Raw genomic sequence first — 22,058 nt, 5'->3', positions numbered from 1 at the left:
AGCTTCTTTATACAACAAATCCTTCATTGGCAAAAGGTTTCACCCAGCCATATTATATTAGTGCTTGACGCTTTTGAAAGTGACAGGTAGTGCTCATTGATATTTTGTTATATAAAGGTTTTGTTATGTTTTGCCGATGGGGTGTTTGATGGAAATTTTGAAATTCAGCAAAGCGTTGTCCGATGAGATTCGCATCAGGCTTTTGGCCATGCTTCGGGATAACGAACTCAACGTGGGTGAGGTTGTGCAGGTGTTGGGAATGTCCCAGCCCCGCGTTTCCCGTCATTTGAAGATCATGCACGAGAGCGGCCTTCTGGAATCCAGAAGGGAAGGGCTCTGGAATTTCTACCGTCTGGCCCGTTCCGGCAGCGGTAACCGTTTCGCGGAATCCATCAGCTGGCTTATTGAGAATGAGCCGGAGGTCGAGGAAGATCGTATCCGGGTGGCCAAGGTGCTGGCCGAGCGTAATCTGGAGACCCGCAAGTTCTTTGATGAAATCGCTGAGGATTGGGAGCGTTTGCAGAGCGATGTGTTCGGTGATTTTAATTTGGATAATGAATTACTGAACCTTGTGGACCGTTGCAACGTAGGTGTTGACCTTGGTTGCGGAAACGGTTCTTTGCTGGAAAGCCTGCTCTCCAAATGCAATACCGTTATCGGTGTGGACAGCTCACCCAAGATGCTCGAACTGGCGGAAAAACGTCTGGGTAATCATCCTGACGTCAGCCTGCGCATCGGTGAACTTACCCATCTGCCCCTGCGCGACTGGGAAGCAGACCTGACCTTTATTTCAATGGTTCTTCATCACCTGCCGCGCCCGGACAAGGCTGTAGCCGAAGCTGCGCGGACTCTTTCCAGTGGTGGTAAATTGGTCATCGCCGATTTTCTGTCTCATTCTAATGAACGCATGCGCAGTGAATTCGGTGACCGCAGGCTCGGTTTTACAGAAGAAGAACTTGGCGGCTGGATGAAGGATGCCGGACTCGGCTCTATGGATATCCGCCGTTATCCTGTAAATGAAGGACTGACCGTCCTTGTATGTATATCTGAAAAGAAATAAATTTGGGCCCAGTGCCCGTAAATGGAGGTTTCAATGCTTAAAGTAGATTCTAAGCTTGATTACAAAGTTGCTGACATTTCCCTCGCTGACTGGGGTAACAAAGAAATGCAGCTTTCCGAGCGCGAAATGCCCGGTCTCATGTCTATCCGTGAAAAATACGGTAAAGAGAAGCCCCTTAAGGGCCTCAAAGTCATGGGTTCCCTGCACATGACCATCCAGACCGCAATGCTCATCGAGACCCTGCACGCTCTCGGTGCTGACATCCGCTGGGCTTCCTGCAACATTTTTTCCACTCAGGACCACGCAGCTGCAGCTATCGCAGCAAACGGCACTGCTAAAGTATTCGCATGGAAGGGTGAAACCCTCGAAGAATACTGGTGGTGCACCGAGCAGGCTCTGACCTGGCCTGACGGTTCCGGTCCCGACCTCATCGTTGACGACGGCGGCGACGCAACTCTGCTCATCCACCACGGTGTTAAAGCAGAAAAAGACGCTTCCATCCTTGATGAGAAAACCGACAACAAGGAATTCCAGTGCGTTCTGGACCGCCTGAAACTTTCCGTTGCTGAAACTCCCGGCAAATGGACTGCAATCGCAGAAAAAGTACGCGGCGTTTCCGAAGAAACCACCACCGGCGTACATCGCCTCTACCAGATGCAGGAAGCAGGCGAACTGCTCTTCCCCGCAATCAACGTTAACGACTCCGTTACCAAGTCCAAGTTCGACAACCTCTACGGTTGCCGCGAGTCTCTTGCTGACGGTATCAAACGCGCTACCGACGTTATGATCGCCGGTAAAGTCGTTGTTGTTGTCGGTTACGGTGACGTAGGTAAAGGTTGTGCACAGTCCATGCGCGGTTTCGGTGCTCGTGTTCTCGTTACCGAGATCGACCCCATCTGCGCACTTCAGGCTGCAATGGAAGGCTTCGAAGTCTGCACTATGGCTAATGCTGTAGAGCGCGGTGATGTTTTCGTTACCTGCACCGGTAACTACCACGTTATCACCGGCGAGCACATTTCTAAGATGAAAGATGAAGCAATCATCTGCAACATCGGTCACTTCGATAACGAAATCGAAATGGGCTACCTTGAAAACAGCAAGACCGCCAAGAAGATCGAAATCAAACCTCAGGTTGATAAGTGGGTTATGGAATCCGGCAAGTCCGTCATCGTTCTTGCTGAAGGCCGCCTCGTAAACCTCGGTTGCGCTACCGGTCACCCCAGCTTCGTAATGTCCAACAGCTTCACCAACCAGGCTCTTGCACAGATCGACCTTGCTAAGAACGAGTACGAGCCTAAAGTAATGATCCTCTCCAAGAAACTCGACGAAGAAGTTGCAAGACTCCACCTCGAGCGCCTCGGTGTTGAGCTTGATGTTCTCTCCAAAGAACAGGCCGACTACATCAGCGTTGATGTTGAAGGTCCTTACAAGCCTGATCACTACCGCTACTAATCAGATTCCCTTCGGGGATGTTGATTTGAATATAAGATTCCGCAGTGCTTCGGTGCTGCGGAATTTTTTATTCTAATACTTTCCTCTTTACATTTGCTTCATAATAAGTCACTAACTCCCACCTCGGCGTGACTGGACGCATGCAAAGATCCTATTCTTTTTATCTGGAAATCCACTTCGCTTTTCGAAGTTCTTATCCTCTACGTCCCAGAGATTATTAATATTCGGAATTTTTTCCGCAGCACGGGTGCCGTCACGCGCAGCCGTCAGACATAGTCCTTTCACCACTGGATATATTGTGAGTTTTAAACAATTTTCTTTCGACCGGCGTATAATGGCCGGAATACATGCTTGCGGCTATGAAACGCCGACCCCCATTCAAACAAAAGCTATTCCCGAAGTTCTCAAAGGTCGGGATGTAATGGGCCTTGCCCAGACCGGAACCGGTAAAACCGCCGCTTTTGCTCTGCCTATCATGCAGCGTCTGCTGGAAAAGAAGTTTTCAGGTCAGGGACCTATCCGTGTATTGGTGCTGGCACCGACCCGTGAACTTGCTTTGCAGATTCATGAGAATTTCATGGAGCTTGGTGTTGAGGCCGGAATCCGCAGCGCCGCTGTTTTCGGCGGAGTGGGAGCAATGCCGCAGATTCAGGCTGCCCGCCGCTCGTCTGTTATCGTAGCTTGTCCCGGTCGTCTGCTGGACCTGATGAATCAGGGTGTGATCAAGCTGGATAAGGTTGATACCCTTGTTTTGGATGAGGCTGACCGTATGCTTGATATGGGCTTCCTGCCGGACATCCGCAAGATCATGTCCAAGCTTCCCCAGCGCCGCCAGAACCTGCTTTTTTCTGCTACCATGCCTGATGATATCCGCGATCTTGCAGATAAGATTCTTTATCGTCCTGCAACTGTACAGGTCGCCAATACTGCTCCGGCAAAGACTGTTGAGCATGTTTTTTATCCGGTCAGCCAGCACTTGAAGAATAACCTGCTTTTCAAGGTTCTTGAACAGACAGATTACGACAGTCTGCTTGTTTTTACCCGTACCAAGCATAAGGCCAAGAACCTTGCCCGCAGACTTGCGGCGCGTGGTCATAAGGCTACTTTTCTTCAGGGCAATATGAGCCAGAACCAGCGTCAGCGTGCTCTGGACGGCTTCCGGGACGGCTCTTTTAAAGTAATGGTCGCTACTGATATTGCGGCACGCGGAATTGACTGCGACCGTATCACACATGTGGTCAACCTTGATGTTCCTGATACTGCCGAGACCTACACCCACCGCATCGGTCGTACCGGACGTGCGGGACGAAGCGGGAGTGCATTTTCATTTGTAACTCGCGATGATCTGCGTCTTATGCGTGAGATTGAAAAAGCTGTAGGCTATTCAATCGAGCACCGTACCCTTGAAGATTTTGACTACGATAAACCTAACACCCACCCGGCTCCGGCAAAGAGGGGCGGTGGACGCAAGCCTGCTGCAGATCGCAAGCCTGCTGGCGAACGTAGACCGGGAAGGGGCCGCAAACCCGCTGAAGCCCGTGATGGCGATGAAAGCCGTAAACCTGCTGGCGAACGTAAGTCTGGAGGAAGACGCAAGCCGGGTGGAGGACGCAAGCCTAGTGGCGGTCCTGCAAAAAGTTCTGATGAAAGACGCGATTCACGTCCTTCGTCTAAACGTAAGTCCGGCGGTCCTAAAGGAAATCAAGAGGATAGTGCAAAACGCAAAACAGGAAGACCTTCAAGAAGAAAACGTCGTCCTTCCCGTTTTTCTAAAGTATAATCGGGTGTTTTGCTTTTAATGCCTGTTTTTCTTTATGTAGAAATAATTTATTTTTGAAATATTTCCCTTGACTTTTGCATGGAAGTAGTAAAACAGTGTCTTTAGTTGCCAGCGGCCTCTTGGAAGGAAGCTGGTTTTAGTTCAACAGGTATATCAAGGAGCAGTGTACGCATCTTGTACTCTGCCTTTTTTTTGTACCTGACGCATTTGCGTGAAAGTTTATACATTTTTTAGGAGAATTTTTAATGTCCAAGAACATCTATGTCGGTAACCTGCCCTGGTCTGCAACTGAAGACGAAGTACGCGCTGCTTTCGAAGCTTTCGGTGAAGTTGTATCTGTTAAACTCATCGAAGACAGAGAAACCGGTCGCCCCCGTGGCTTCGGCTTTGTTGAAATGGAAGACGCTGGCGCAATGGAAGCTATCGACAATCTGGATGGTAAAGACTTCGGCGGACGTAACCTCAAGGTTAACGAAGCGAAGCCCCGTGCACCGCGCCCCCGCTGGTAGTCAATATATATTTGACTGTCTTTTTTGAGCAAGCAATTGCTCTTGAGCCCGTTTTTCACACGAAAGACGGGCTTTTTCTATTTTCACCCGTTCTTTGTTTCGTTATAACGTCAGCTGTTTCTTCATAAGTCTAATCCTCACATTTTGTTTTCGGAGATTTTTTATGTTGCGCAAACTTGTTTTGCTTATTTGTTTACTCGCGATTCCTGCTACCGCTCTTGCCCAGCCTTTCCATGTGCGGACTTCTTCTTTTGTTCCCATGGATGGAGAAACTGTTTTTGATGGCAAATATCTCACTGATAGTAACAGCACTACCGGATGGATTGAGAACAGCGAGGGGAATGGTTCCGGTGAATGGATTCAGTTCTTTTTCCCGGCGCAGGTTGTTGTGGATTCTGTCTATATTGTGAATGGTGTTGATACCGGACCAGGGCAGGAAAAGGTGGGTCGTATCAAGGATGTGGCGATTTCCTTTTCCGGGGGACAGCGACAGGAATTTACCCTTGTTGATACAGATAAGAAACAGAATCCGAGAATTCGTAAATTTCCTACGACCAGCCTCGCCCTGAATGTTCATACTGTTTACAAGAACCCGAATGTTAAGCAGGCCGGTATTTCAGAAGTGATTATAAAATATCATCGCATTACCCCGGAAGAAATTGCGGCCGCCGCATCCGAGAAAAAGGGAAAACTTGATAATTCAGTTGCGGGTGAAGCTGTGGTGATGAAGTCCCGCAAGATGAGTGAAAAGGAAAAGAAAGTCCTTTACGAGAAGATGAGCAAGCTTGAGAAAAAGCAGGTTGTGCTTGATGAAATGAAGGTCTTTTTTGATAAATTTTATACAAATTTTGTAACAATTAATGAAGAGTATCCGCGAATGTTCACGCAGGATCAATTTCTGCTCGAAAGTTCCACTTTTGAAAGTTTTCGGTCCATGCTCGAAAAGCGCAATGTGCTTGATAAATACAAGAGTGCTGTGGTCTCCACTTCCGGCCTGCGTTTCAGCATCCGTACCCTGACACCTACAGAGGTGGAGCTTTGGGTAAAGGGAGAATATACGGTCATCTTCGATATGAAATCCCACCAGATGTCTGAAAATGCCCTGTTTCATTTGAAGAGGGAATACGGGGATTGGAAGGTTAAGAATAAAACTGAGTTTTAGATTTGTCCGCTGAGCCGACCTTTGCAGGAGGGGATAATGTCATTTTGCAGAGTGGTTGTATTTATTTTTTTGTGGGTGTGCATGTTTTGTTCGACCGTTGTTGCGGGTCCTGTTGTTCTTGATAAACGGCTTGCCGGCCCATTTAAAGATTGCGCTTACAAAGGGTGTTTTGTCCTGCTTGATGCTGAGCGTAGCATCATTACTGCCAGTGACTTGCAGCTAGCTGATCAGCCTTTGATGCCTGCATCAACATTTAAAATAGTACATAGCCTTATTGCCCTGAAAACCGGGGTGCATGAGAGTATTGATTCAGTCCTGAAGTGGGATGGCAAGGATCGCGGTTACAAACCATGGAATCAGGATTTGAGTCTTGCCCAGGCGGTTAAACATTCAGCTATTTGGTATTTTGAGGAGACAGCCGGAAGGATCGGGCGTGATCGAATACATGAGGAATTGTTGCGGCTTGACTATACAAATGCTGATACTGAAGGTCCGACTATTGCTTTCTGGCTTGACGGCAATTTAAGGGTTACTCCTTTGGAGCAGGTTGAGTTCTTGGAGAAGTTATATAATGGAATCCTCCCTTTTCCTCAGGAAGATCAGAAGGCCATAAGAGATATTCTGCTCTTGGAAAGAAATGACAAGTATACATTATGGGGTAAGACCGGATGGGCTCAGCGGGTTAACCCGCAAATTGGATGGTTGGTAGGAGCTGTGAAGGTTAAGGAAGGCAGGATGTTTTATTATGCCACTTATCTTGAGTCGCCCGAACCGGGAGCTTCATTTTCCAAGTCGCGGTTTGATGTTACCAAGAAGTGTTTGAAACTGTCAGGGGTAATATAGATTTAAAAAAGCGGGGATGATTTGAAATCATCCCCGCTTTTATTTTCAATGCAGTGAAGTGTATTAATACTCTCCCTGACTGTATAAGGTGGCACTACCTTGTATGGTGGGTCCAGTATTCAACATTCGGGCTGAGGTGCAGGAGACCGAATTCCTGACCCAGTTCGATGATCAGGACTGCGGCAAAGCAGACGATGAGGACCATCCCTGAATATTTACGGATTGAACCTTCCGGGGAGTATTTCCAGACAATGAAACCGGGCAGGATTCCGAAGATGATGCACTCGCCGACTCCGCCCACAAGGTTGATGGCTACCAGAAAAATATCCGGGTAAAGCAGGCCGACCAGCAGCGGGGGAAGAAATGACAGGCACCAGACAACGACTTTATTATTGATTCCGAAGTTGCTGGAGATCAGGTCGCGCATGAAGCTGAGCAGGGCTGTTCCGTTAGCCATGAATGCGGTGGACATTGCAACCACTGCGAAGATCAGGGCTACATAGGTGAAAACAGGAGTCTGTAGTAATTGCTCCAATGGAATGGTTGCCGGATCATTCTTGCCGAAGGCGGTGATCAGGTCGATATGTGTTTCGGGATTTGAAAGGGGCAGTGCGCCGAGCACAACCAACAGCCATGTAATATTCATTACCATGCCGATAGTGGTTCCACCGATGATGGCAGTGCGAATTTTTCTGCGGTCATGTTCCAGTGTCCGGCATATGCTCGGAATGATGTTATGAAAATGAAAGGCCATGAGCAGTACCGGGAGTCCTGCGGGAATGTAGGTCCAGTCTAGAGCCTCAAGGTTCGGGGCTGAAACATCGGGCACAACCATGAAGACCAGTGCGCCGAAAGTGATCCACATGATGGTGACCATGTAAGGCGTGCATTTCTTCATCATTTTCATGCCGAACGCGGTCATTCCTGTAACCAGCGCGAAATAGATAATCATGACCACTGACTTGGGCAACGCTGATTGCAGGCTCATGATAATAGCGGAGATACCGCAAAGATAGGCAACAAGAACCCCGTATAGAATAATCAGGTTGGCGACAATTGTTACCCATTTCCCGGCATTTCCCAGTTCCTGGTGGAAAAATGTCGGCAGGTCTGCGTTCTCATTGGTCGTGAGACTTTTCTGCTCCGAGTAGATCAGGGCGGTGTAGGTCATGAGCACCCACATGAGCAGGGTGGCGGCAACAGAAGGATAGAATCCTGCCGCACATAGATTTACCGGCAGTGCCAGGATTCCAGCACCTAGCATGTTGCCCACTACCACGAACATCATGGATAGGGCTGAAGCTGATTTTTCCTGCGTCATTAGTACCTCCCGTTATCAAATCAGTTATAAAAAAAGGCCGCAGAGCATAAGCTGTGCGGCCTTTGAATCTTATTCGTCAGCAGTTTCAACAAGGCTTAGCGGATGGGTGTGAACCATGGCTGCGGGTGAAAGCGCTTTATCCAAGTCCTCTTTGGACATGTAACCCTTTTCAATGACAATGTCGTAGACGGAGCGTCCTGATTTAAGTGCTTCATTAGCTACTTCGGTTGATTTTTCATAACCGATGTAGGGGTTGAGTGCGGTAACCAGTCCTATGCTGTTTTCCACGTAGCCGCGGCAGACATCTTCATTGGCGGTGATGCCGGAGATGCAGCGGTCAGCCAAGGTGCGGAATCCCCGGCGCATAATGGTCAGGGAATTGAGCAGGCTGGCGCAGATAACCGGTTCCATTACGTTCAATTCCAACTGTCCTGCTTCGGCTGCCATGCTGACGGTTACGTCACTGCCGATGACGGTGAACGCAATCTGGTTAACCACTTCCGGGATGATCGGATTGACCTTCCCGGGCATGATGGAAGAACCCGGAGCCATGCGCGGCAGGTTGATTTCATTGAGTCCGCAGCGCGGGCCCGATGAGAGCAGGCGCAGGTCGTTACAAATTTTGGAAATTTTAACAGCTACGCGCTTAAGTACACCGGAAAGCTGTACATATGCTCCGGTATCCTGAGTGGCCTCAACGAGGTCAGGGGCCAACTCAAGATCAAAACCGCTGATTTCTTTCAGCTTTGCGGTAACCAGTTCTGCGTACTTGGGCGGAGCGTTCAGCCCGGTGCCGATGGCGGTTCCACCCATATTGATCTCGCAGATCAAGGCTTTGGCTTCGCGTACACGCTCAATATCTTCCCCGATCATAACCGAGTAGGATGTGAATTCCTGACCGAGGGTCATGGGCACTGCGTCCTGAAGCTGGGTACGGCCCATTTTAAGGATATGTGAAAATTCTTTACCCTTTGCTGCGAAGCTCTCCTGCAGATATTCCATGGACTCGATGAGCTGGTCCATCTTTGCAATCAGGGTGAGTCGCAGGCAGGTGGGGTATACGTCATTTGTGGACTGGGCCATGTTGACGTGAATATTGGGGTGCAGGTTATCGTATTCACCACGTTTGAAGCCGAGATGTTCAAGGCCGATATTGGCGATGACCTCGTTGGCATTCATGTTGGTGGAGGTTCCGGCACCGCCCTGAATGATATCGACCACAAACTGGTCATGGTACTTGTCAGCCAGCAATTCATCGCAGGCAAAGACGATAGCTTTAGTCTTTTCATCATCCAACTTATCCAGCTCATTATTGGTCAAAGCGGCGGCTTTTTTGATCTGGGCAAGAGAGTAGATAATGTGTGGATAGTGGGAGATGGGTATTCCGGTAATGCGAAAGTTCTCGGATGCCCTCATGGTCTGTGCCCCGTATAGGGCATCTTCAGGAACTTCTTTCTGGCCTATGCAGTCATGCTCATTACGAAATTTCATTTCTTTCTCCAAAGAATTGTATTGTGGTGTATTTCGGGGGAGAAAGCACCGCTGAAGAAAAGACGGTACTGTATTGCCCCGTTAATTTCGTTTTATCACATCGGCATGCGGGGTCAATACAACTATTTGAAATCTTTATTTAGAGCGGTTGTTGTGAAAAAAGTGCCTTTTTTGTGAAAACAACGCTAATTTAAAATGAGTAACCGTTTTTACCCTTATTTTTAGCTTTGTACATGGCTTCATCTGCAATGCGGATCAGCTTTTCTTTTTCTTCGCCATTATCCGGGAAAACACTGATTCCTATGCTTGCTCCGATCCTGTAAACCTTCTCGCCGACATAGAACGGCGCGCGCATGGAGTCTATTATGCGCTGGGCGACTACTTCGATTTCAGTGCTGGTTCCCACATCCTGTAATATAAAGATGAATTCGTCACCGCCGATGCGGGAAAGGGTGTCGCTGGTCCGCAGACAGTCGCTGAATCTTCCGGCAACTTCTTTAAGTACAGTATCTCCTGCCATATGCCCCAGTTCATCGTTAACCTGCTTGAAGTTATCGAGATCGGCATAGAGAATGGCAACTTTCATGCGGTTACGGTTGGCATGTGAAAGAGCTTGTTTTAAGCGGTCATCAAAGAGAACTCGGTTCGGCAAACCGGTCAGGTTGTCAAACATAGCCAGACGGCGCATAGTTTCCTCATGTTCCTTGCGTTCGGAAATATCCATGAGAAAGCCGTCCATGCGGATAATGTTCCCATCTTCATCTTCGATGGCCATGATTGTTTCACTTGCCCAGAATGTAGAACCGTCTCTGCGTTTTTGGCGGGCTTCAAAGTTGCTCGTCCGGCCAAATTTGTCGAGGATGGTCATTAGGCGGTCCCGTTCTTCGGGCTGCTCATAGCAGTCACGTGCGATATCAGTAATTTCAGCCAGAAAGGATTCAGATGAATTGTATCCGTAATATGCGGCCATCTGGTTGTTGGCACTGATGAATTTGCCCTGTGGGGTGGTTTGGAATATTCCAAGCGGTGCTGTGGTGACCAGAGCGCTGTAGTTTTCTTCAGCCTGCTTGAGGGCTTTTTCTTCTTTTTTGCGGTCTGTAACATCAATGATGAATCCGACCATACTGTTCTCTTCTAAAAGAATAGTTCCTTTTTCATAAACCCAGCGGTGATTACCATCGCTGCGGATGATGCGGTATTCATGCTCAAAGGATTTGTTGTTGCTTAGAGAGTTGCTGATTACATTTTTCAGTCCGGCGCGGTCTTCCGGATGCACCAGATCATAATACATGCTCTTTCCACCCTTGAGAAAATTATCAGGGTCAAATCCTGTTACTTTGCGGATTTTGGAACTTATATAGTGCATTTCAAAAGGTTGAGAAATTTCACATTTGTAAATAATTCCCGGGGCATTTTTGGCGATGGCTCCGAAAACATTATCCTTGCTTTTCAGCTCCTTGTTCTGACGGAGAAGCAGTTGCTGGGATCTATGGTAGTAAAAGAAAAAGACTACTGCGAAAAATAGCAGGGAAAGGAATACAAACATTGCTGCCCGCACAGCCTGTATGGAAGCCAAAGAGCTGGTTGCATCAGTTTCGGGCGCGGAAAGGGCTACAACAAGTTTCATTTCTCCAAAACGAACAGAATGCCATGCGACCAGCTTGCGCTCCACGTGTTTATTCCGCTTTACAGTAAAGGAGTATTCTCCGGTTCCGTAAGGCTCGTGGAGCATGCGGGAGTCTATCTTGATCAAATCCTGATAGCCTTTGTGAAGCGTAAACACGTTTTGCCCGACTATTTCGGTCTCCTGATCAAACAGGACTGTTCCAGATCCATCTATAATATATCCTGACCCGAATTTACCGATTTGCAGCGGTCCGATGTATTTGTCCGTAAGTTTGTCCAGATCAATAACAATTGTGAGTATTCCTGAGAAATTGTTATCATTCCATACCGGCATGAGCACCCCGGCAACATATATATTCTCAGTGGTTACCGGTTTCGGGGTAATGAATCCTGAACGCATGCCTGAAACAGCGGAGAAATATTTTTCAGTCCACTCCTGCGCAATGCGATGTGCCTGAATTAATTTAGGTGAATTGATCTCAGAAGTAAGCTCTCCCCCTTTTATAGGGGTGAAGCTGACCAGAGTCAGGGAGGTTTGGTCTGTCTGCTTAATTTTGAAGAGTTTTTTTATTGATTCTGCGGAGCGGTTGCCTGCAACAAAATCAACCAGTGAGTATTTAGCCAGAGTTGAGGACGATTCGATTATGTTTACAAGATGGTCTTCTATAGCTGTGGCGACCAGTTTTGCTTGCAGGGCCTGCTGCTCATTAAAGATTCTTTCTTGATCCTGAATGGACATAGTATCCAGCTTAATACAGATATAGCTGGCTACGGTCAGAATCATAATCAGGGGGATTATCAGCCTGAGCGGAATCCACTTTTTGAAAAAGTTGCTTTTCTTAGGTGCTAAAATCAATTTTATGCTCCGGCCCTGCAGTTCTGATCAGTTTTTTGAACTTGAAATAGTTTTAAAATTTTTATTCAACCCGTCTGCTACATAAACCGCAATTCCGCTCCAGATAAAGGCGAAAGTAACCAGCCGTGCAGAGTTGAATGGCTCTTCATATACAAAGACGCCGAGCATCAGTGCCAATGTGGGAGCGATGTATTGCATCATACCCAATGTTACCAAGCGCAACCTACGCGCTCCGTGGGCAAAAAAGATAAGTGGCAAAGATGTGGCGGCGCCTGCTCCAAGCAACAGGATATTATCCATCAGGCTGATTTTATATATACTTATTTCTCCTGAAAAAGCCAGCCATAGTAGGTAAATCGCAGATAATGGAGCAAGCACGGCTGTTTCAACAAAGAGTCCCGGAAGGGATTCCACTTTCATCACTTTACGGACCAGTCCGTAAAAGGCGAATGAAACAGCTAACGTTAATGCTATATAAGGAATGTGACCGAAATCAATTATAGAATAGACTACCCCGCACGCAGCGAGGGTGATGGCAATGACTTGGAGGCGGTTTAGTCTCTCTTTCATGAAAATGAAGCCGAGCAATGCGTTCATCAGCGGTGTCATGTAATAACCCATGCTGGTATCCACCACATGGTTATGGTTGACTGCCCATATATAAACGAACCAGTTCGTTCCGATGAGGCAACTGCTTATGGTCAGCAGAATTTTACCTTTTTTATCTGCAAGGGCGCTCTTTACTTCTGCCCAGCGTTTTTTGCAGGAAAGCAGGATCGCTACAAAAAAGAGTGACCAGACGATTCTGTTGCAGAGGAGTTCGAGTGCGGGGACTTCTTCCAGGGATTTCCAGTAAACAGGGAGCAACCCCCAGAGGATAAATGCCGCAGCGGCATAGAATATACCGTCATGAGTGTCTTTATTCATTTTTCCCGGTCCGTAATAATTAATTGAGGCGGGAAAGATATTCCAATCCCCGTGCAGTTGCAACAAACATTATAGTATTACTGCACCTGGGATTGGATTAAGTGCTGATATCGATGCAGAGTATAGGTGATTTGGGTGTGTCGTACATTTTTGTGGAAACAGTGACGCAATTGTTTCCCGAAGCAAGCGATATGTATGGTGCTGTTGTATGCCACTGGTTGCCTGTCTTAATGGTCAGGTAGTACTCTTTCAGGGAGTGGTCAGCCCCTACCGGGGCAGGCTGGTAGATAAGTCGTCTGTTTTCTTTGAGTTTATAAGGATTGCAGATAGTTTCGGAAACCTGAATACCGTTAGTGTCCAGAATATAGGCACATTCGATGTTTGTATTATCAGTTATGAAGGCTGAAAGAGCTGAATCCATTGTTCCGGGGGTGCCATCCATTAATGCTTCCCTCAGCTTAGAGGCCATCCTTTTGTAGCTGTTCTCCATTATTTTCTGGCGGTTTATTTTTTCAAGAACATGGGTCTTAAAGCGTGAAGCCAGATGCTTTACCGGAGTCATATCTGTATTTACAGCCATTGCTGCCGGCGCCGGTCTGCTGAAGAAATAGCCCTGAAAGACATCAATGCCTAGGCTCATCAGGGTCAGTGCCTCCTCAATCGTTTCAATTCCTTCGGCTAAAGGCAGGCATCCTGTCCTTTCCGCAAGGCTGATCAGGGAGCGCGTAACTTCCATATTATGAAATTTTCTATTGATATCAGCTATGAGGGAACGGTCTATCTTGATTATGTCCGGCTTTAGTGAAGGTATGCGGTCAAGATTTGAGTGTCCTGTTCCTACATCATCGAGAGCGATGAGGAATCCGTGTTCACGGGATTTGGCAACAAAAGAGGAGAGTGCTGCATCGTTGCCGGCTTTTGATTCGATTATTTCAAGGACGACATTACCAACGGGGATGGAGCATTCTTCGACCATCTTTCCGGTCAGCCCGTAATTGAATGTTTTCTCGTTGATAATAGCTGCATCAATATTAACCGACAGAAGCAGTGAGCGGTCTGCTCTTGAAATGGGAGCGAATGTTTCAAAGGCTTTTCTCCGGCAGGCTCTGTCCAGTCTTGTCAGTGTTTCAAGGTCCTCACACATATTAAAAAGTGTGAACGGAGGGATGCTTTCCCCATTACGGGGGTTGATTGCTCGGGTCAGGGCTTCAAAACCAAGCAATCCCTTGCGGTTCATGGAGATAAGCGGCTGCAGTACAGTGGTCAAACCATCATTTTCAATGAGTTCGTTAATGGAAAAATTGGGAGTCGTATTCATAAGGCAGTCGCTTTGTTATGTGTTTACAGTTGCTTCTATCCTGTTAACACGGACGCGAAGTGGAACAAAAGTGAATTTTAAAAGCGTTATTTTTCAAAAAAGCGGCCGAAAGGGTGGGAAGTCCCTTTCGGCCGGTGAGGTCCGATGGAGGTGGGCATCGGACTGGGCCGGGTTTAACTGCCGATGATAAACCCGGCCTGCTGTACACTAATTGGGGTTAGAGTGATATATGCCTAAGTTTTGTGTGGTTAGAGTGATTCTTCGCCAGTTCTGATTCTTATGGTCCGGTTCAGGTCCTGTACAAAGATGACACCGTCACCTTCTTTGCCTGTCTGGGCACCGGTCTTGATGGCGTCCAGTGCTCCTTCCAGTTTGGCCTCGTCCAGACCTATCTCGATACGAACTTTTTTAAGCAGGTTAACTTCCATAACTACACCGCGGTATGTTTCGGTGAATCCTGCCCCCCGGCCGGAACCGAGGATGTTGGTAACCGACATGGAGTAGATGCCTTTGGCGTAGAGGGCCTGCTTTACCGGGGTAAGGCATTCGGGCCTGATGTATGTGATGATGAGTTTCATTGTATTATTCCTCGCTTTGTGATGGTTGGACTATTCGTTGGAGAAGATCTGGAAGCCGTTGTAGGACTCCATGCCGTGCTCGCTTATGTCGAGGCCCTTCATTTCTTCTTCCGCGGTAACCCTGATGCCCATTACAGCCTTGGCGATGGTGAAGGCGAGGTAACCCATTCCGAATGCCCAGATAAAGCAGACTACGATACCGATGATCTGGGTGGTAAGGAGCCCGAATCCGCCGCCGTAGAAGAGGCCGCCTGCACCGTCGTTAAGTGCGGGAGAGGTGAACAGGCCGCAGGCCAGAGTTCCCCATGCACCGCATACACCGTGTACGGAAACCGCACCAACCGGGTCGTCAATTTTCAGAATTTTATCAATGAACTCGATAGAGAGAACTACGAGTACGCCGGCAATAATCCCGATGATAATGGCCGCTGCGGGGGTTACAGTTGCGCAGGGAGCGGTAATACCGACCAGTCCTGCCAGTGCGCCGTTACAAGTCATGGAGATATCGGGTTTTCCGTATTTGAACCATGAGGTGAACATTGCGCCGAGGGTTCCCGCACATGCGGAGAGACTTGTGGTTACGGCGATGAGGCCGATGGAACCGTCTGCGGTGGTGGTGGAGCCGGGGTTGAATCCGAACCAGCCGAACCAGAGAATGAATACACCGAGGGATGCCAGCGGAATGTTGTGTCCGGGGATAGCTTTTGCTTTGCCGTCCGCAGTGTATTTACCGATACGGGGGCCGAGGATCATGGCACCGGCCAGAGCAATCCATCCACCTACGGAGTGAACTACGGTAGAGCCGGCAAAGTCCATAAATCCCATACCTTCAAGCCAGCCTGCACCAGCATCACCGAGCCAGAGTGAGCCCCATGCCCAATGTCCGGATATAGGATAGATAAGTCCGGTTACGATACAAGTTACAAGGATATAGCTGCTGAACTTGGTTCGTTCAGCAATACCACCGGATACGATAGTGGCAGCGGTTGCCGCGAATACAGACTGGAAGAACCAGAAAGTGATGGTCCACTGTCCATCCGGGTCGGTGAGCCCTGTTCCTGCAAGTGAAAATCCGGATGTGCCGATAAAGCCGCCTGCATCAATCCCGAACATAAGGCCGAAGCCGAGCAGGAAAAAGATGATTGATCCAGTGGAAAAATCGAGAAAGTTTTTCATCAGGATGTTACCGGCACTCTTGGCGCGGGTGAATCCTGCTTCAACGCATGCAAAGCCTGCCTGCATGAAAAATACGAGGATCGCTGCGAGAAGGGTCCAGAGAATGTTACCGTGAGTCTGGGACATGGCTTCTTCGGCTGCAAATGCCGCGGAAGGTGCTGCCAGAAGCATGAGAGTTGCGAGGGCCGGAATTTTGCGGCCTGCCATTGAACGTTTGGTAGTCATACAGTCCTCCTTAGGGATGTTGATTGCTTCAAGGATGTTTGTTTTAAAGCATGGACTGTGCCAAATGTGTAGGTAGTTGAAAAAATTAGATAAATGCTGGATTAACCCAAAAATATTGATTACAAAAATGTATTTTTGAACTTTTTTGTCGTATTTGACTAGTGTGAAAATTACAAAAAGGTAAACTGTGAGGTTTGGTGTAATGTTTAAGTTGTGAAAAATTAACAATCAGCGTTTATTATATTAATGATGGTAAAAAAATAAATAAAGTTGTTGACAATTTTTTCAGGACCCGGTTAAGTAACACCCATGCAGACTTTCAACACCCTAGGCACTGGCCTCTCTTACTTTTTTTACTTTTTTTATTTTTGGTGCACCCACGCTTGTGGTCGGGTGGAGGTTTGCTTGTACAAAAAGTAAAAAGAGAAACATAGCAAACGACCTCTACGAAAGGGCCGCAGGCGAAGAATCGCCGGCGGCCCTTTTTTTTTACACGGGTCGCCAAAAGGGAAGCGGATCTTGGAGAATCTAGAGGCAAACTTCAGGAGATATTAAAATGCAGATTGGAAAAAGCGTAAGAATGGAGCGGATCTTAAACCGCAATACAGGCCGCACTATCGTTGTTCCCATGGACCACGGTATAAGTGTCGGGCCGCTTAAGGGACTTCGATCCATGCGAAGAGCGGTTAACGATATGGTCAAGGGAGGAGCCAACGCCGTGCTCATGCACAAAGGTCTTGTTCGCTGCTCCCACCGTGAAGAGGGCGGCGACGTCGGCCTCATCGTTCATCTCTCCGCTTCCACCTGTCTTTCCCCTCTCCCCAATAAAAAAACTCTCGTCGGTACTGTTGAAGACGCACTTCGCCTCGGTGCTGATGCCGTTTCCGTTCACGTTAATCTCGGTGATGAAGCCGAAGCACAGATGCTTTCCGATCTCGGTGAAGTTGCTTCCGCCGCTACCAGCTGGGGTGTTCCGGTGCTGGCAATGGTTTACGCCCGCGGTCCTCAGATCAAAGACGAATTCGATCCCGAAGTTGTTGCCCATTGCGCCCGCGCAGGCGAAGAACTCGGTGCTGATATCGTAAAAGTTCCCTACACCGGCGATGTTGAAAGTTTCAAAGACGTGGTTGAAGGATGCTGCATCCCGGTAGTAATCGCTGGGGGGCCCAAGCTCGATTCCACCCGCGATTTCCTGCAGATGGTTTCAGATTCCATCGAAGCTGGCGGCGCCGGACTTTCTGTTGGCCGCAATGTCTTCCAGCATGAAAACCGCGTTAAACTGGTAGAAGCCCTGCACATGATCGTACACGAAGATGAAACTGTAGATAACGCTCTCGCACACATCGGCGAATAGTTTAGGAACGGAAAATGAAAAAGATTATATTCAAAGCGATCCCTTTTGATAAAAAGCTTCTCAGCCTTGCACTGGAGTCCGGAGTGGATGCCATTCTCACTTCTCCTGAAGACAAGGAAACCGTTGAATCTCTCGGGCGAGTCTCTGTAATTACTCCGGAAGAAATGCCTTGTGTAGCTATCAACGAAAAGGCTGACGAAGCAGTTGCGGTTGATCTTGACAAAAAAGGTAAAGACGTTTGTCTCGCCGCAGGTTGGGAGATTATCCCGGTTGAAAACCTGCTTGCCCAGATTGATGCCCTTGCCCTTGAAGCTGAATCACTTGACCGCGCAAGACTTGCTGCATCGGTTATGGAACGTGGTGCTGATTCAATCGTAGTAACTCCCGAAGGCGCTGCTGATCTTAAGCAGATTGTAGCCGAACTGAAACTCTCGCAGGGTAAGATGGAACTTCAGAAAGCAACAGTAACCAGCATCGAATCCGCAGGTCTGGCCCACAGGGTCTGTGTGGATACCACTTCCAAGCTCAAGAAAGGACAGGGAATCCTTACCGGAAATTCTTCCGCCTTCACCTTTCTCGTGCATGCTGAAACCGAATCCAACCCTTACGTTGCAGCGCGTCCTTTCCGGGTTAATGCCGGGGCTGTTCATGCCTACGCCATTCTGCCCGGCGACAAGACCACTTATCTCGAAGAACTGCGTTCCGGTTCCGAGGTGCTGGTTGTTGATAAAAGCGGCGAGACTTCCGTAGCAGTTGTCGGACGCAGCAAACTTGAAGTTCGTCCCATGCTGCTGATCACCGCCGAGGTCCAGACCCCGGAAGGTCCGGTTTCCGGCAAGGTTTTCCTTCAGAACGCTGAGACCATCAGAGTTGTAAGCGGTGACGGTGAACCTGTAAGTGTGGTAACATTGAAAGAAGGCGATGAAGTTCTTTGCCGTATTGATGAAGCGGGCCGCCATTTCGGCATGCGCATCAAAGAAGAAATTTCAGAGGATTAATAATAAAATGTCACAGTCCAGCAAAAAAAATCTTGGCGATCTGCGGGTGGAAATCGATTCCCTCGACAGTGAAATTCTAGAGCTTCTCAACAAACGTGCCGCTGCGTCTCTCGCAGTTGGAGCTATAAAGGCCGGATCATCTGATCAGATTTTCAAGCCTTTCCGGGAGCAGGAAGTGCTGCGCGGTCTAATCAAGCGCAATCCCGGAACTCTCCCCCCTGAGCACCTTGAAGCAATTTATCGCGAAATTATTTCTTCCTCCCGCAGGCTGCAAAGGCCTGAGCGTGTGGTCTATCTAGGCCCCGAAGGGACATTTTCATATTTTGCCGGACTACAGCACATGGGACGTCAGGCTGACCTGCTCCCTAAAAATAATTTTGAAGATATTTTTGTGGCCGTTTCCAAGGGCGAAGCCGACCTCGGCATTATCCCCCTTGAAAATTCGCTCAAGGGAACGGTCGGGCAGAACGTTGATCTGTTCATGCGCTATCCGGTGTTCATTCAGGCCGAGCTGTATCATCGTATCAGCCACGGACTGATGACCAAGGGTGCCGACATCAGCGAGATCAAAACGGTCTACTCACACTCCAAGGCACTAGAGCAATGCACCGGATGGCTTCGTGCCAACATGCCCGGTGCAGAGCTCGTGTCTGTAGAGTCCACTGCCAAGGCTGCCCAGATGGTAGCTGATAGCGATGACCCCGTAGCTGCAGTCGGACATTTAAAATTGGCTAATCTTTTCGGTCTGCATGTAGTCGCAGAGGCCATCGAAGATTTGCCGGACAACTGGACCCGCTTCCTGATCATCGGCCCTAAGCCCGGTCAAGAAGATAAGCGTGACAAAACTTCACTGCTTTTCACTACTCCGGACCGTCCCGGTGCACTTGTGGAAGTCCTCAATGAGCTTTCCGGTCATGACATAAACATGACCAAGCTTGAGTCCCGGCCTGCTCTCGGTGAAAAGTGGAAGTATATGTTTTTCGTTGATCTGCAAGGTGATCTCGGTGCCGAAGAGCACGCTTCACTTATCGAGGATCTTAAAGCACGCTGCCTGACTTTTAAAATACTCGGCAGTTACCCCGCAGGTTCACAAGACGGCAGTAAATTTTAAAAACAAAGATTTTTTTACTAGGCTCATTTAGCCGGGAATATATAAAATGACTTCTGAAAATGTAATCGTAGTAAAAGCTCCATCATCAAAATCCCTGTCACACAGGGCGTTGATTGCCGGTGCTTTGTCTGAAGGCTCCACCGTTGTACTTGATCCTCTCGATAGCAACGACATCAACCGGACCATGGATTGCCTGAGCACTATGGGCGCGAAGTTCAATATTGATGGAACAGCCACTACCGTTACCGGTATGGACGGCGGTCCCAAGGGCGGTGCCAAGGAACCTGCGGTTCTGGAAATGCGTGACTCCGGCACCACCTGCCGTTTGATCACTGCTCTTGCCGGTGCAGGTAAGGGACTTTTCAGGGTGCAGGGTACACCGCGCATGCACGACCGTCCCATCGGAGCTTTGACCAGTGCGCTTGAATCACAGGGCACCAAGGTAACCTTCTCCGATAAACAGGGTTACCCTCCGGTAACTCTTGAGGCTTCCGGATTCAAAGGTAAGCAAATGGATATCTCACTTGAGGAGTCCAGCCAGTACCTTTCCGGCTTGCTGCTTGGCGCACCTCTAGCCGATGAAACCACCATCATCAATGTGATTGGCGAGAAAGCTGTATCATGGCCTTACGTTGCCCTGACCCTCAACGTTATGGAAGATTTCAGAGTTAAGTTTGAGGTTCAGGCCAAGAAAGACGGTGTATGGAAAAAGACCGACTGGAGAAAAGTTGAGAAGGTTGTTCCCGGCGAAATTCGTTTTGTAGTCGAGCCCTCCAAGTTCGACCGCGATGAATACCGCGTTGAAGGTGACTGGTCGAATGCTTCCTACTTCCTCGCTGCCGGGGCTGTAGGTAACAATCCTGTTAAGATTGAAGGGATGAACGTAAATTCCCTTCAAGGAGACAGGGCAATCATGTACATCCTTGAATCCATGGGCGCGAAGATCGAAAGTGACGATCACAGCGTAACTGTTTACCCCTCCAAGCTGCACGGCGTTGAGGTGGACATGAGCAAGTGCCCTGATCTGGTGCCTACCGTAGCTGTCGCTGCCGCCTTTGCGGACAGCCCGACTACCATCACCAATGTAGCCCACCTGCGTATCAAGGAATGTGACCGTCTCGAAGCAAGTGCTGCCGAAGTCATGCGCGCAGGCGGCAAGGCCGAGATTACCGCTGATTCCATTACCATTATCCCGGCACCTCTCAAGAAAGGTGAACGTATAGTTTTCGATACCTATGATGATCACCGCCTTGCCATGTGTACTGCGATTTTCGCTATGGCAGGTATTGAATCAATCCCGGCTGAGCCCGGTTGTGTTGCAAAATCTTTCCCCGGTTTCTGGGATGAATGGGAAAAAGTTAAAAAAGGAAATGGTTGTTAGTCATGGAGTGCGAGTTTGAGAAAATACATAGTGTAGCCATCATCGGGTCTAGGGGCCAGATGGGGGGCTTCCTCGCGCTCACTGCTGAACGGGCCGGACTGATGGTCTACCGTTTTGACACTCCGCTCGACGAGGAAAAGATGGCCCGCCGCCTGCCGGATACCGATTTGGTTATCCTGTGCATTCCGGTGACGGTTATGGACGAGGTCCTGCCCGTGGTTATTCCGCATTTGAAAAAGGGTGCGATCCTCTCTGATGTAGGTTCGGTCAAAGGGCGTCCGGTCCAGCAGATGCTTCGTGCTTACGATGGTCCCGTGGTAGGTACTCATCCCTTGTTCGGACCGGTGATTCCTGCTGATTTTGATCCCACTGTTGCACTTGTTGCAGAGCGTGAAGAAGATCGTCCGGCGATGCTGGCTGTGAAGGATTTCTTTGAGCGTCTCAATTTCGGCGCTTTTGAATCTTCTGTTGAAGAGCACGATAAAGCTATGGCTATGATTCAGGCCCTGAACTTCAGTTCCACAATTGCATTTCTGGCCTGTTCCCGCGAAATTCCCAATATTAAAAAGTTTGTGACCCCTTCTTTCAAGCGCAGACTCGAATCCGCACGCAAGATGGTCACTCAGGACAGCGATTTATTCGGGACTATTACTGATGCCAACCAGTACAGTCAGGAAGCTACTCGTCTGTTCCGTTCTTTTCTCTCTTTGGCTGCCGCAGGTGATATGGACCTGCTTGCAGACCGTGCTTCTTGGTGGTGGCGTGACAACAATACCTAGGGAGAAGTGCATCTAAAAAAGATAAAGACCGCGTTCTCCCGGAACGCGGTCTTTTTTTTATATATAAAATTGGTGTGAGCGATTACAATAAGTTGTTGAAAAAGCACCATC

At 48.6% G+C, this 22,058-nt stretch carries 18 protein-coding genes; 11 read left to right on the top strand and 7 right to left on the bottom strand.

Annotation, left to right across the window (positions count from 1 at the left end; translation table 11 throughout):
- The first annotated feature begins 148 nt into the window (after positions 1-148).
- From DESAL_RS15605 to DESAL_RS15580, 6 genes are all read left to right on the top strand, one after another.
- Entirely contained in the window at positions 149-1,060 is a 912-nt protein-coding gene (locus DESAL_RS15605) for an ArsR/SmtB family transcription factor (protein WP_015852946.1), read from the top strand.
- A gap of 33 nt (positions 1,061-1,093) precedes the next feature.
- Entirely contained in the window at positions 1,094-2,512 is a 1,419-nt protein-coding gene (gene ahcY / locus DESAL_RS15600) for an adenosylhomocysteinase (protein WP_015852945.1), read from the top strand.
- Between the two features lie 298 nt (positions 2,513-2,810).
- Positions 2,811-4,292 (top strand): DEAD/DEAH box helicase, encoded by a 1,482-nt coding sequence (locus tag DESAL_RS15595; protein ID WP_015852944.1) that lies wholly within the window; start codon positions 2,811-2,813, stop codon positions 4,290-4,292.
- A 245-nt stretch (positions 4,293-4,537) separates the two neighbouring features.
- On the top strand, positions 4,538-4,801 hold the full coding sequence (locus DESAL_RS15590) for an RNA recognition motif domain-containing protein (protein ID WP_015852943.1): 264 nt from the start codon (positions 4,538-4,540) through the stop codon (positions 4,799-4,801).
- 163 nt (positions 4,802-4,964) lie between these two features.
- Entirely contained in the window at positions 4,965-5,963 is a 999-nt protein-coding gene (locus DESAL_RS15585; protein ID WP_015852942.1) for an NADase-type glycan-binding domain-containing protein, read from the top strand.
- Positions 5,964-5,999: 36 nt separating this feature from the next.
- The gene (locus DESAL_RS15580; protein WP_015852941.1) at positions 6,000-6,806 is read left to right on the top strand and encodes a serine hydrolase; all 807 of its coding nucleotides are present in this window, start codon (positions 6,000-6,002) and stop codon (positions 6,804-6,806) included.
- Positions 6,807-6,900: 94 nt separating this feature from the next.
- Here DESAL_RS15580 and DESAL_RS15575 read toward each other — a convergent pair whose 3' ends face one another.
- The 7 genes from DESAL_RS15575 to DESAL_RS15545 form a co-directional block, all read right to left on the bottom strand.
- Positions 6,901-8,127: an aromatic amino acid transport family protein gene (locus DESAL_RS15575; protein WP_015852940.1), complete on the bottom strand. Its 1,227-nt coding sequence runs from the start codon at positions 8,125-8,127 to the stop codon at positions 6,901-6,903.
- Between the two features lie 69 nt (positions 8,128-8,196).
- Positions 8,197-9,618: an aspartate ammonia-lyase gene (gene aspA / locus DESAL_RS15570; RefSeq protein ID WP_015852939.1), complete on the bottom strand. Its 1,422-nt coding sequence runs from the start codon at positions 9,616-9,618 to the stop codon at positions 8,197-8,199.
- Positions 9,619-9,808: 190 nt separating this feature from the next.
- Positions 9,809-12,100: a diguanylate cyclase domain-containing protein gene (locus DESAL_RS15565; protein ID WP_015852938.1), complete on the bottom strand. Its 2,292-nt coding sequence runs from the start codon at positions 12,098-12,100 to the stop codon at positions 9,809-9,811.
- A gap of 27 nt (positions 12,101-12,127) precedes the next feature.
- Entirely contained in the window at positions 12,128-13,027 is a 900-nt protein-coding gene (gene rarD / locus DESAL_RS15560; protein ID WP_015852937.1) for an EamA family transporter RarD, read from the bottom strand.
- Between the two features lie 97 nt (positions 13,028-13,124).
- On the bottom strand, positions 13,125-14,345 hold the full coding sequence (locus DESAL_RS15555; protein WP_015852936.1) for an EAL domain-containing protein: 1,221 nt from the start codon (positions 14,343-14,345) through the stop codon (positions 13,125-13,127).
- Between the two features lie 248 nt (positions 14,346-14,593).
- The gene (locus DESAL_RS15550) at positions 14,594-14,923 is read right to left on the bottom strand and encodes a P-II family nitrogen regulator (protein WP_015852935.1); all 330 of its coding nucleotides are present in this window, start codon (positions 14,921-14,923) and stop codon (positions 14,594-14,596) included.
- Positions 14,924-14,953: 30 nt separating this feature from the next.
- The gene (locus tag DESAL_RS15545) at positions 14,954-16,324 is read right to left on the bottom strand and encodes an ammonium transporter (protein ID WP_015852934.1); all 1,371 of its coding nucleotides are present in this window, start codon (positions 16,322-16,324) and stop codon (positions 14,954-14,956) included.
- Positions 16,325-16,880: 556 nt separating this feature from the next.
- On the opposite strand from DESAL_RS15545, the gene DESAL_RS15540 reads away from it, so the two are divergent.
- The 5 genes from DESAL_RS15540 to DESAL_RS15520 are packed head-to-tail and all read left to right on the top strand — an operon-like array spanning position 16,881 to position 21,947.
- The gene (locus DESAL_RS15540; protein WP_015852933.1) at positions 16,881-17,678 is read left to right on the top strand and encodes a 2-amino-3,7-dideoxy-D-threo-hept-6-ulosonate synthase; all 798 of its coding nucleotides are present in this window, start codon (positions 16,881-16,883) and stop codon (positions 17,676-17,678) included.
- A 14-nt stretch (positions 17,679-17,692) separates the two neighbouring features.
- Complete coding sequence (locus DESAL_RS15535; protein WP_015852932.1) at positions 17,693-18,676, top strand: 3-dehydroquinate synthase II family protein; 984 nt, start codon at positions 17,693-17,695, stop codon at positions 18,674-18,676.
- 7 nt (positions 18,677-18,683) lie between these two features.
- Positions 18,684-19,787, top strand: a complete 1,104-nt coding sequence (gene pheA, locus DESAL_RS15530; RefSeq protein ID WP_015852931.1) for a prephenate dehydratase — start codon at positions 18,684-18,686, stop codon at positions 19,785-19,787.
- Between the two features lie 46 nt (positions 19,788-19,833).
- Positions 19,834-21,168: a 3-phosphoshikimate 1-carboxyvinyltransferase gene (gene aroA / locus DESAL_RS15525; protein ID WP_015852930.1), complete on the top strand. Its 1,335-nt coding sequence runs from the start codon at positions 19,834-19,836 to the stop codon at positions 21,166-21,168.
- Positions 21,169-21,170: 2 nt separating this feature from the next.
- Complete coding sequence (locus tag DESAL_RS15520) at positions 21,171-21,947, top strand: prephenate dehydrogenase (RefSeq protein ID WP_015852929.1); 777 nt, start codon at positions 21,171-21,173, stop codon at positions 21,945-21,947.
- Positions 21,948-22,058 lie beyond the last annotated feature (111 nt).

The sequence above is a fragment of the Maridesulfovibrio salexigens DSM 2638 genome (assembly GCF_000023445.1).
In the GTDB taxonomy this organism is placed as follows: Bacteria; Desulfobacterota; Desulfovibrionia; order Desulfovibrionales; family Desulfovibrionaceae; genus Maridesulfovibrio; species Maridesulfovibrio salexigens.
This window is presented reverse-complemented; position numbering and strand designations above follow the sequence as displayed.

Bases quoted from the DNA above. Each gene is read 5' to 3' on its own strand.
- DESAL_RS15605 (WP_015852946.1), top strand. From the start codon at position 149: ATGGAAATTTTGAAATTCAGCAAAGCGTTGTCCGATGAGATTCGCATC.
- ahcY (WP_015852945.1), top strand. From the start codon at position 1,094: ATGCTTAAAGTAGATTCTAAGCTTGATTACAAAGTTGCTGACATTTCC.
- DESAL_RS15590 (WP_015852943.1), top strand. From the start codon at position 4,538: ATGTCCAAGAACATCTATGTCGGTAACCTGCCCTGGTCTGCAACTGAA.
- DESAL_RS15585 (WP_015852942.1), top strand. From the start codon at position 4,965: ATGTTGCGCAAACTTGTTTTGCTTATTTGTTTACTCGCGATTCCTGCT.
- DESAL_RS15580 (WP_015852941.1), top strand. From the start codon at position 6,000: ATGTCATTTTGCAGAGTGGTTGTATTTATTTTTTTGTGGGTGTGCATG.
- DESAL_RS15575 (WP_015852940.1), bottom strand. From the start codon at position 8,127: ATGACGCAGGAAAAATCAGCTTCAGCCCTATCCATGATGTTCGTGGTA.
- aspA (WP_015852939.1), bottom strand. From the start codon at position 9,618: ATGAAATTTCGTAATGAGCATGACTGCATAGGCCAGAAAGAAGTTCCT.
- rarD (WP_015852937.1), bottom strand. From the start codon at position 13,027: ATGAATAAAGACACTCATGACGGTATATTCTATGCCGCTGCGGCATTT.
- DESAL_RS15555 (WP_015852936.1), bottom strand. From the start codon at position 14,345: ATGAATACGACTCCCAATTTTTCCATTAACGAACTCATTGAAAATGAT.
- DESAL_RS15550 (WP_015852935.1), bottom strand. From the start codon at position 14,923: ATGAAACTCATCATCACATACATCAGGCCCGAATGCCTTACCCCGGTA.
- DESAL_RS15545 (WP_015852934.1), bottom strand. From the start codon at position 16,324: ATGACTACCAAACGTTCAATGGCAGGCCGCAAAATTCCGGCCCTCGCA.
- DESAL_RS15540 (WP_015852933.1), top strand. From the start codon at position 16,881: ATGCAGATTGGAAAAAGCGTAAGAATGGAGCGGATCTTAAACCGCAAT.
- DESAL_RS15535 (WP_015852932.1), top strand. From the start codon at position 17,693: ATGAAAAAGATTATATTCAAAGCGATCCCTTTTGATAAAAAGCTTCTC.
- pheA (WP_015852931.1), top strand. From the start codon at position 18,684: ATGTCACAGTCCAGCAAAAAAAATCTTGGCGATCTGCGGGTGGAAATC.
- aroA (WP_015852930.1), top strand. From the start codon at position 19,834: ATGACTTCTGAAAATGTAATCGTAGTAAAAGCTCCATCATCAAAATCC.
- DESAL_RS15520 (WP_015852929.1), top strand. From the start codon at position 21,171: ATGGAGTGCGAGTTTGAGAAAATACATAGTGTAGCCATCATCGGGTCT.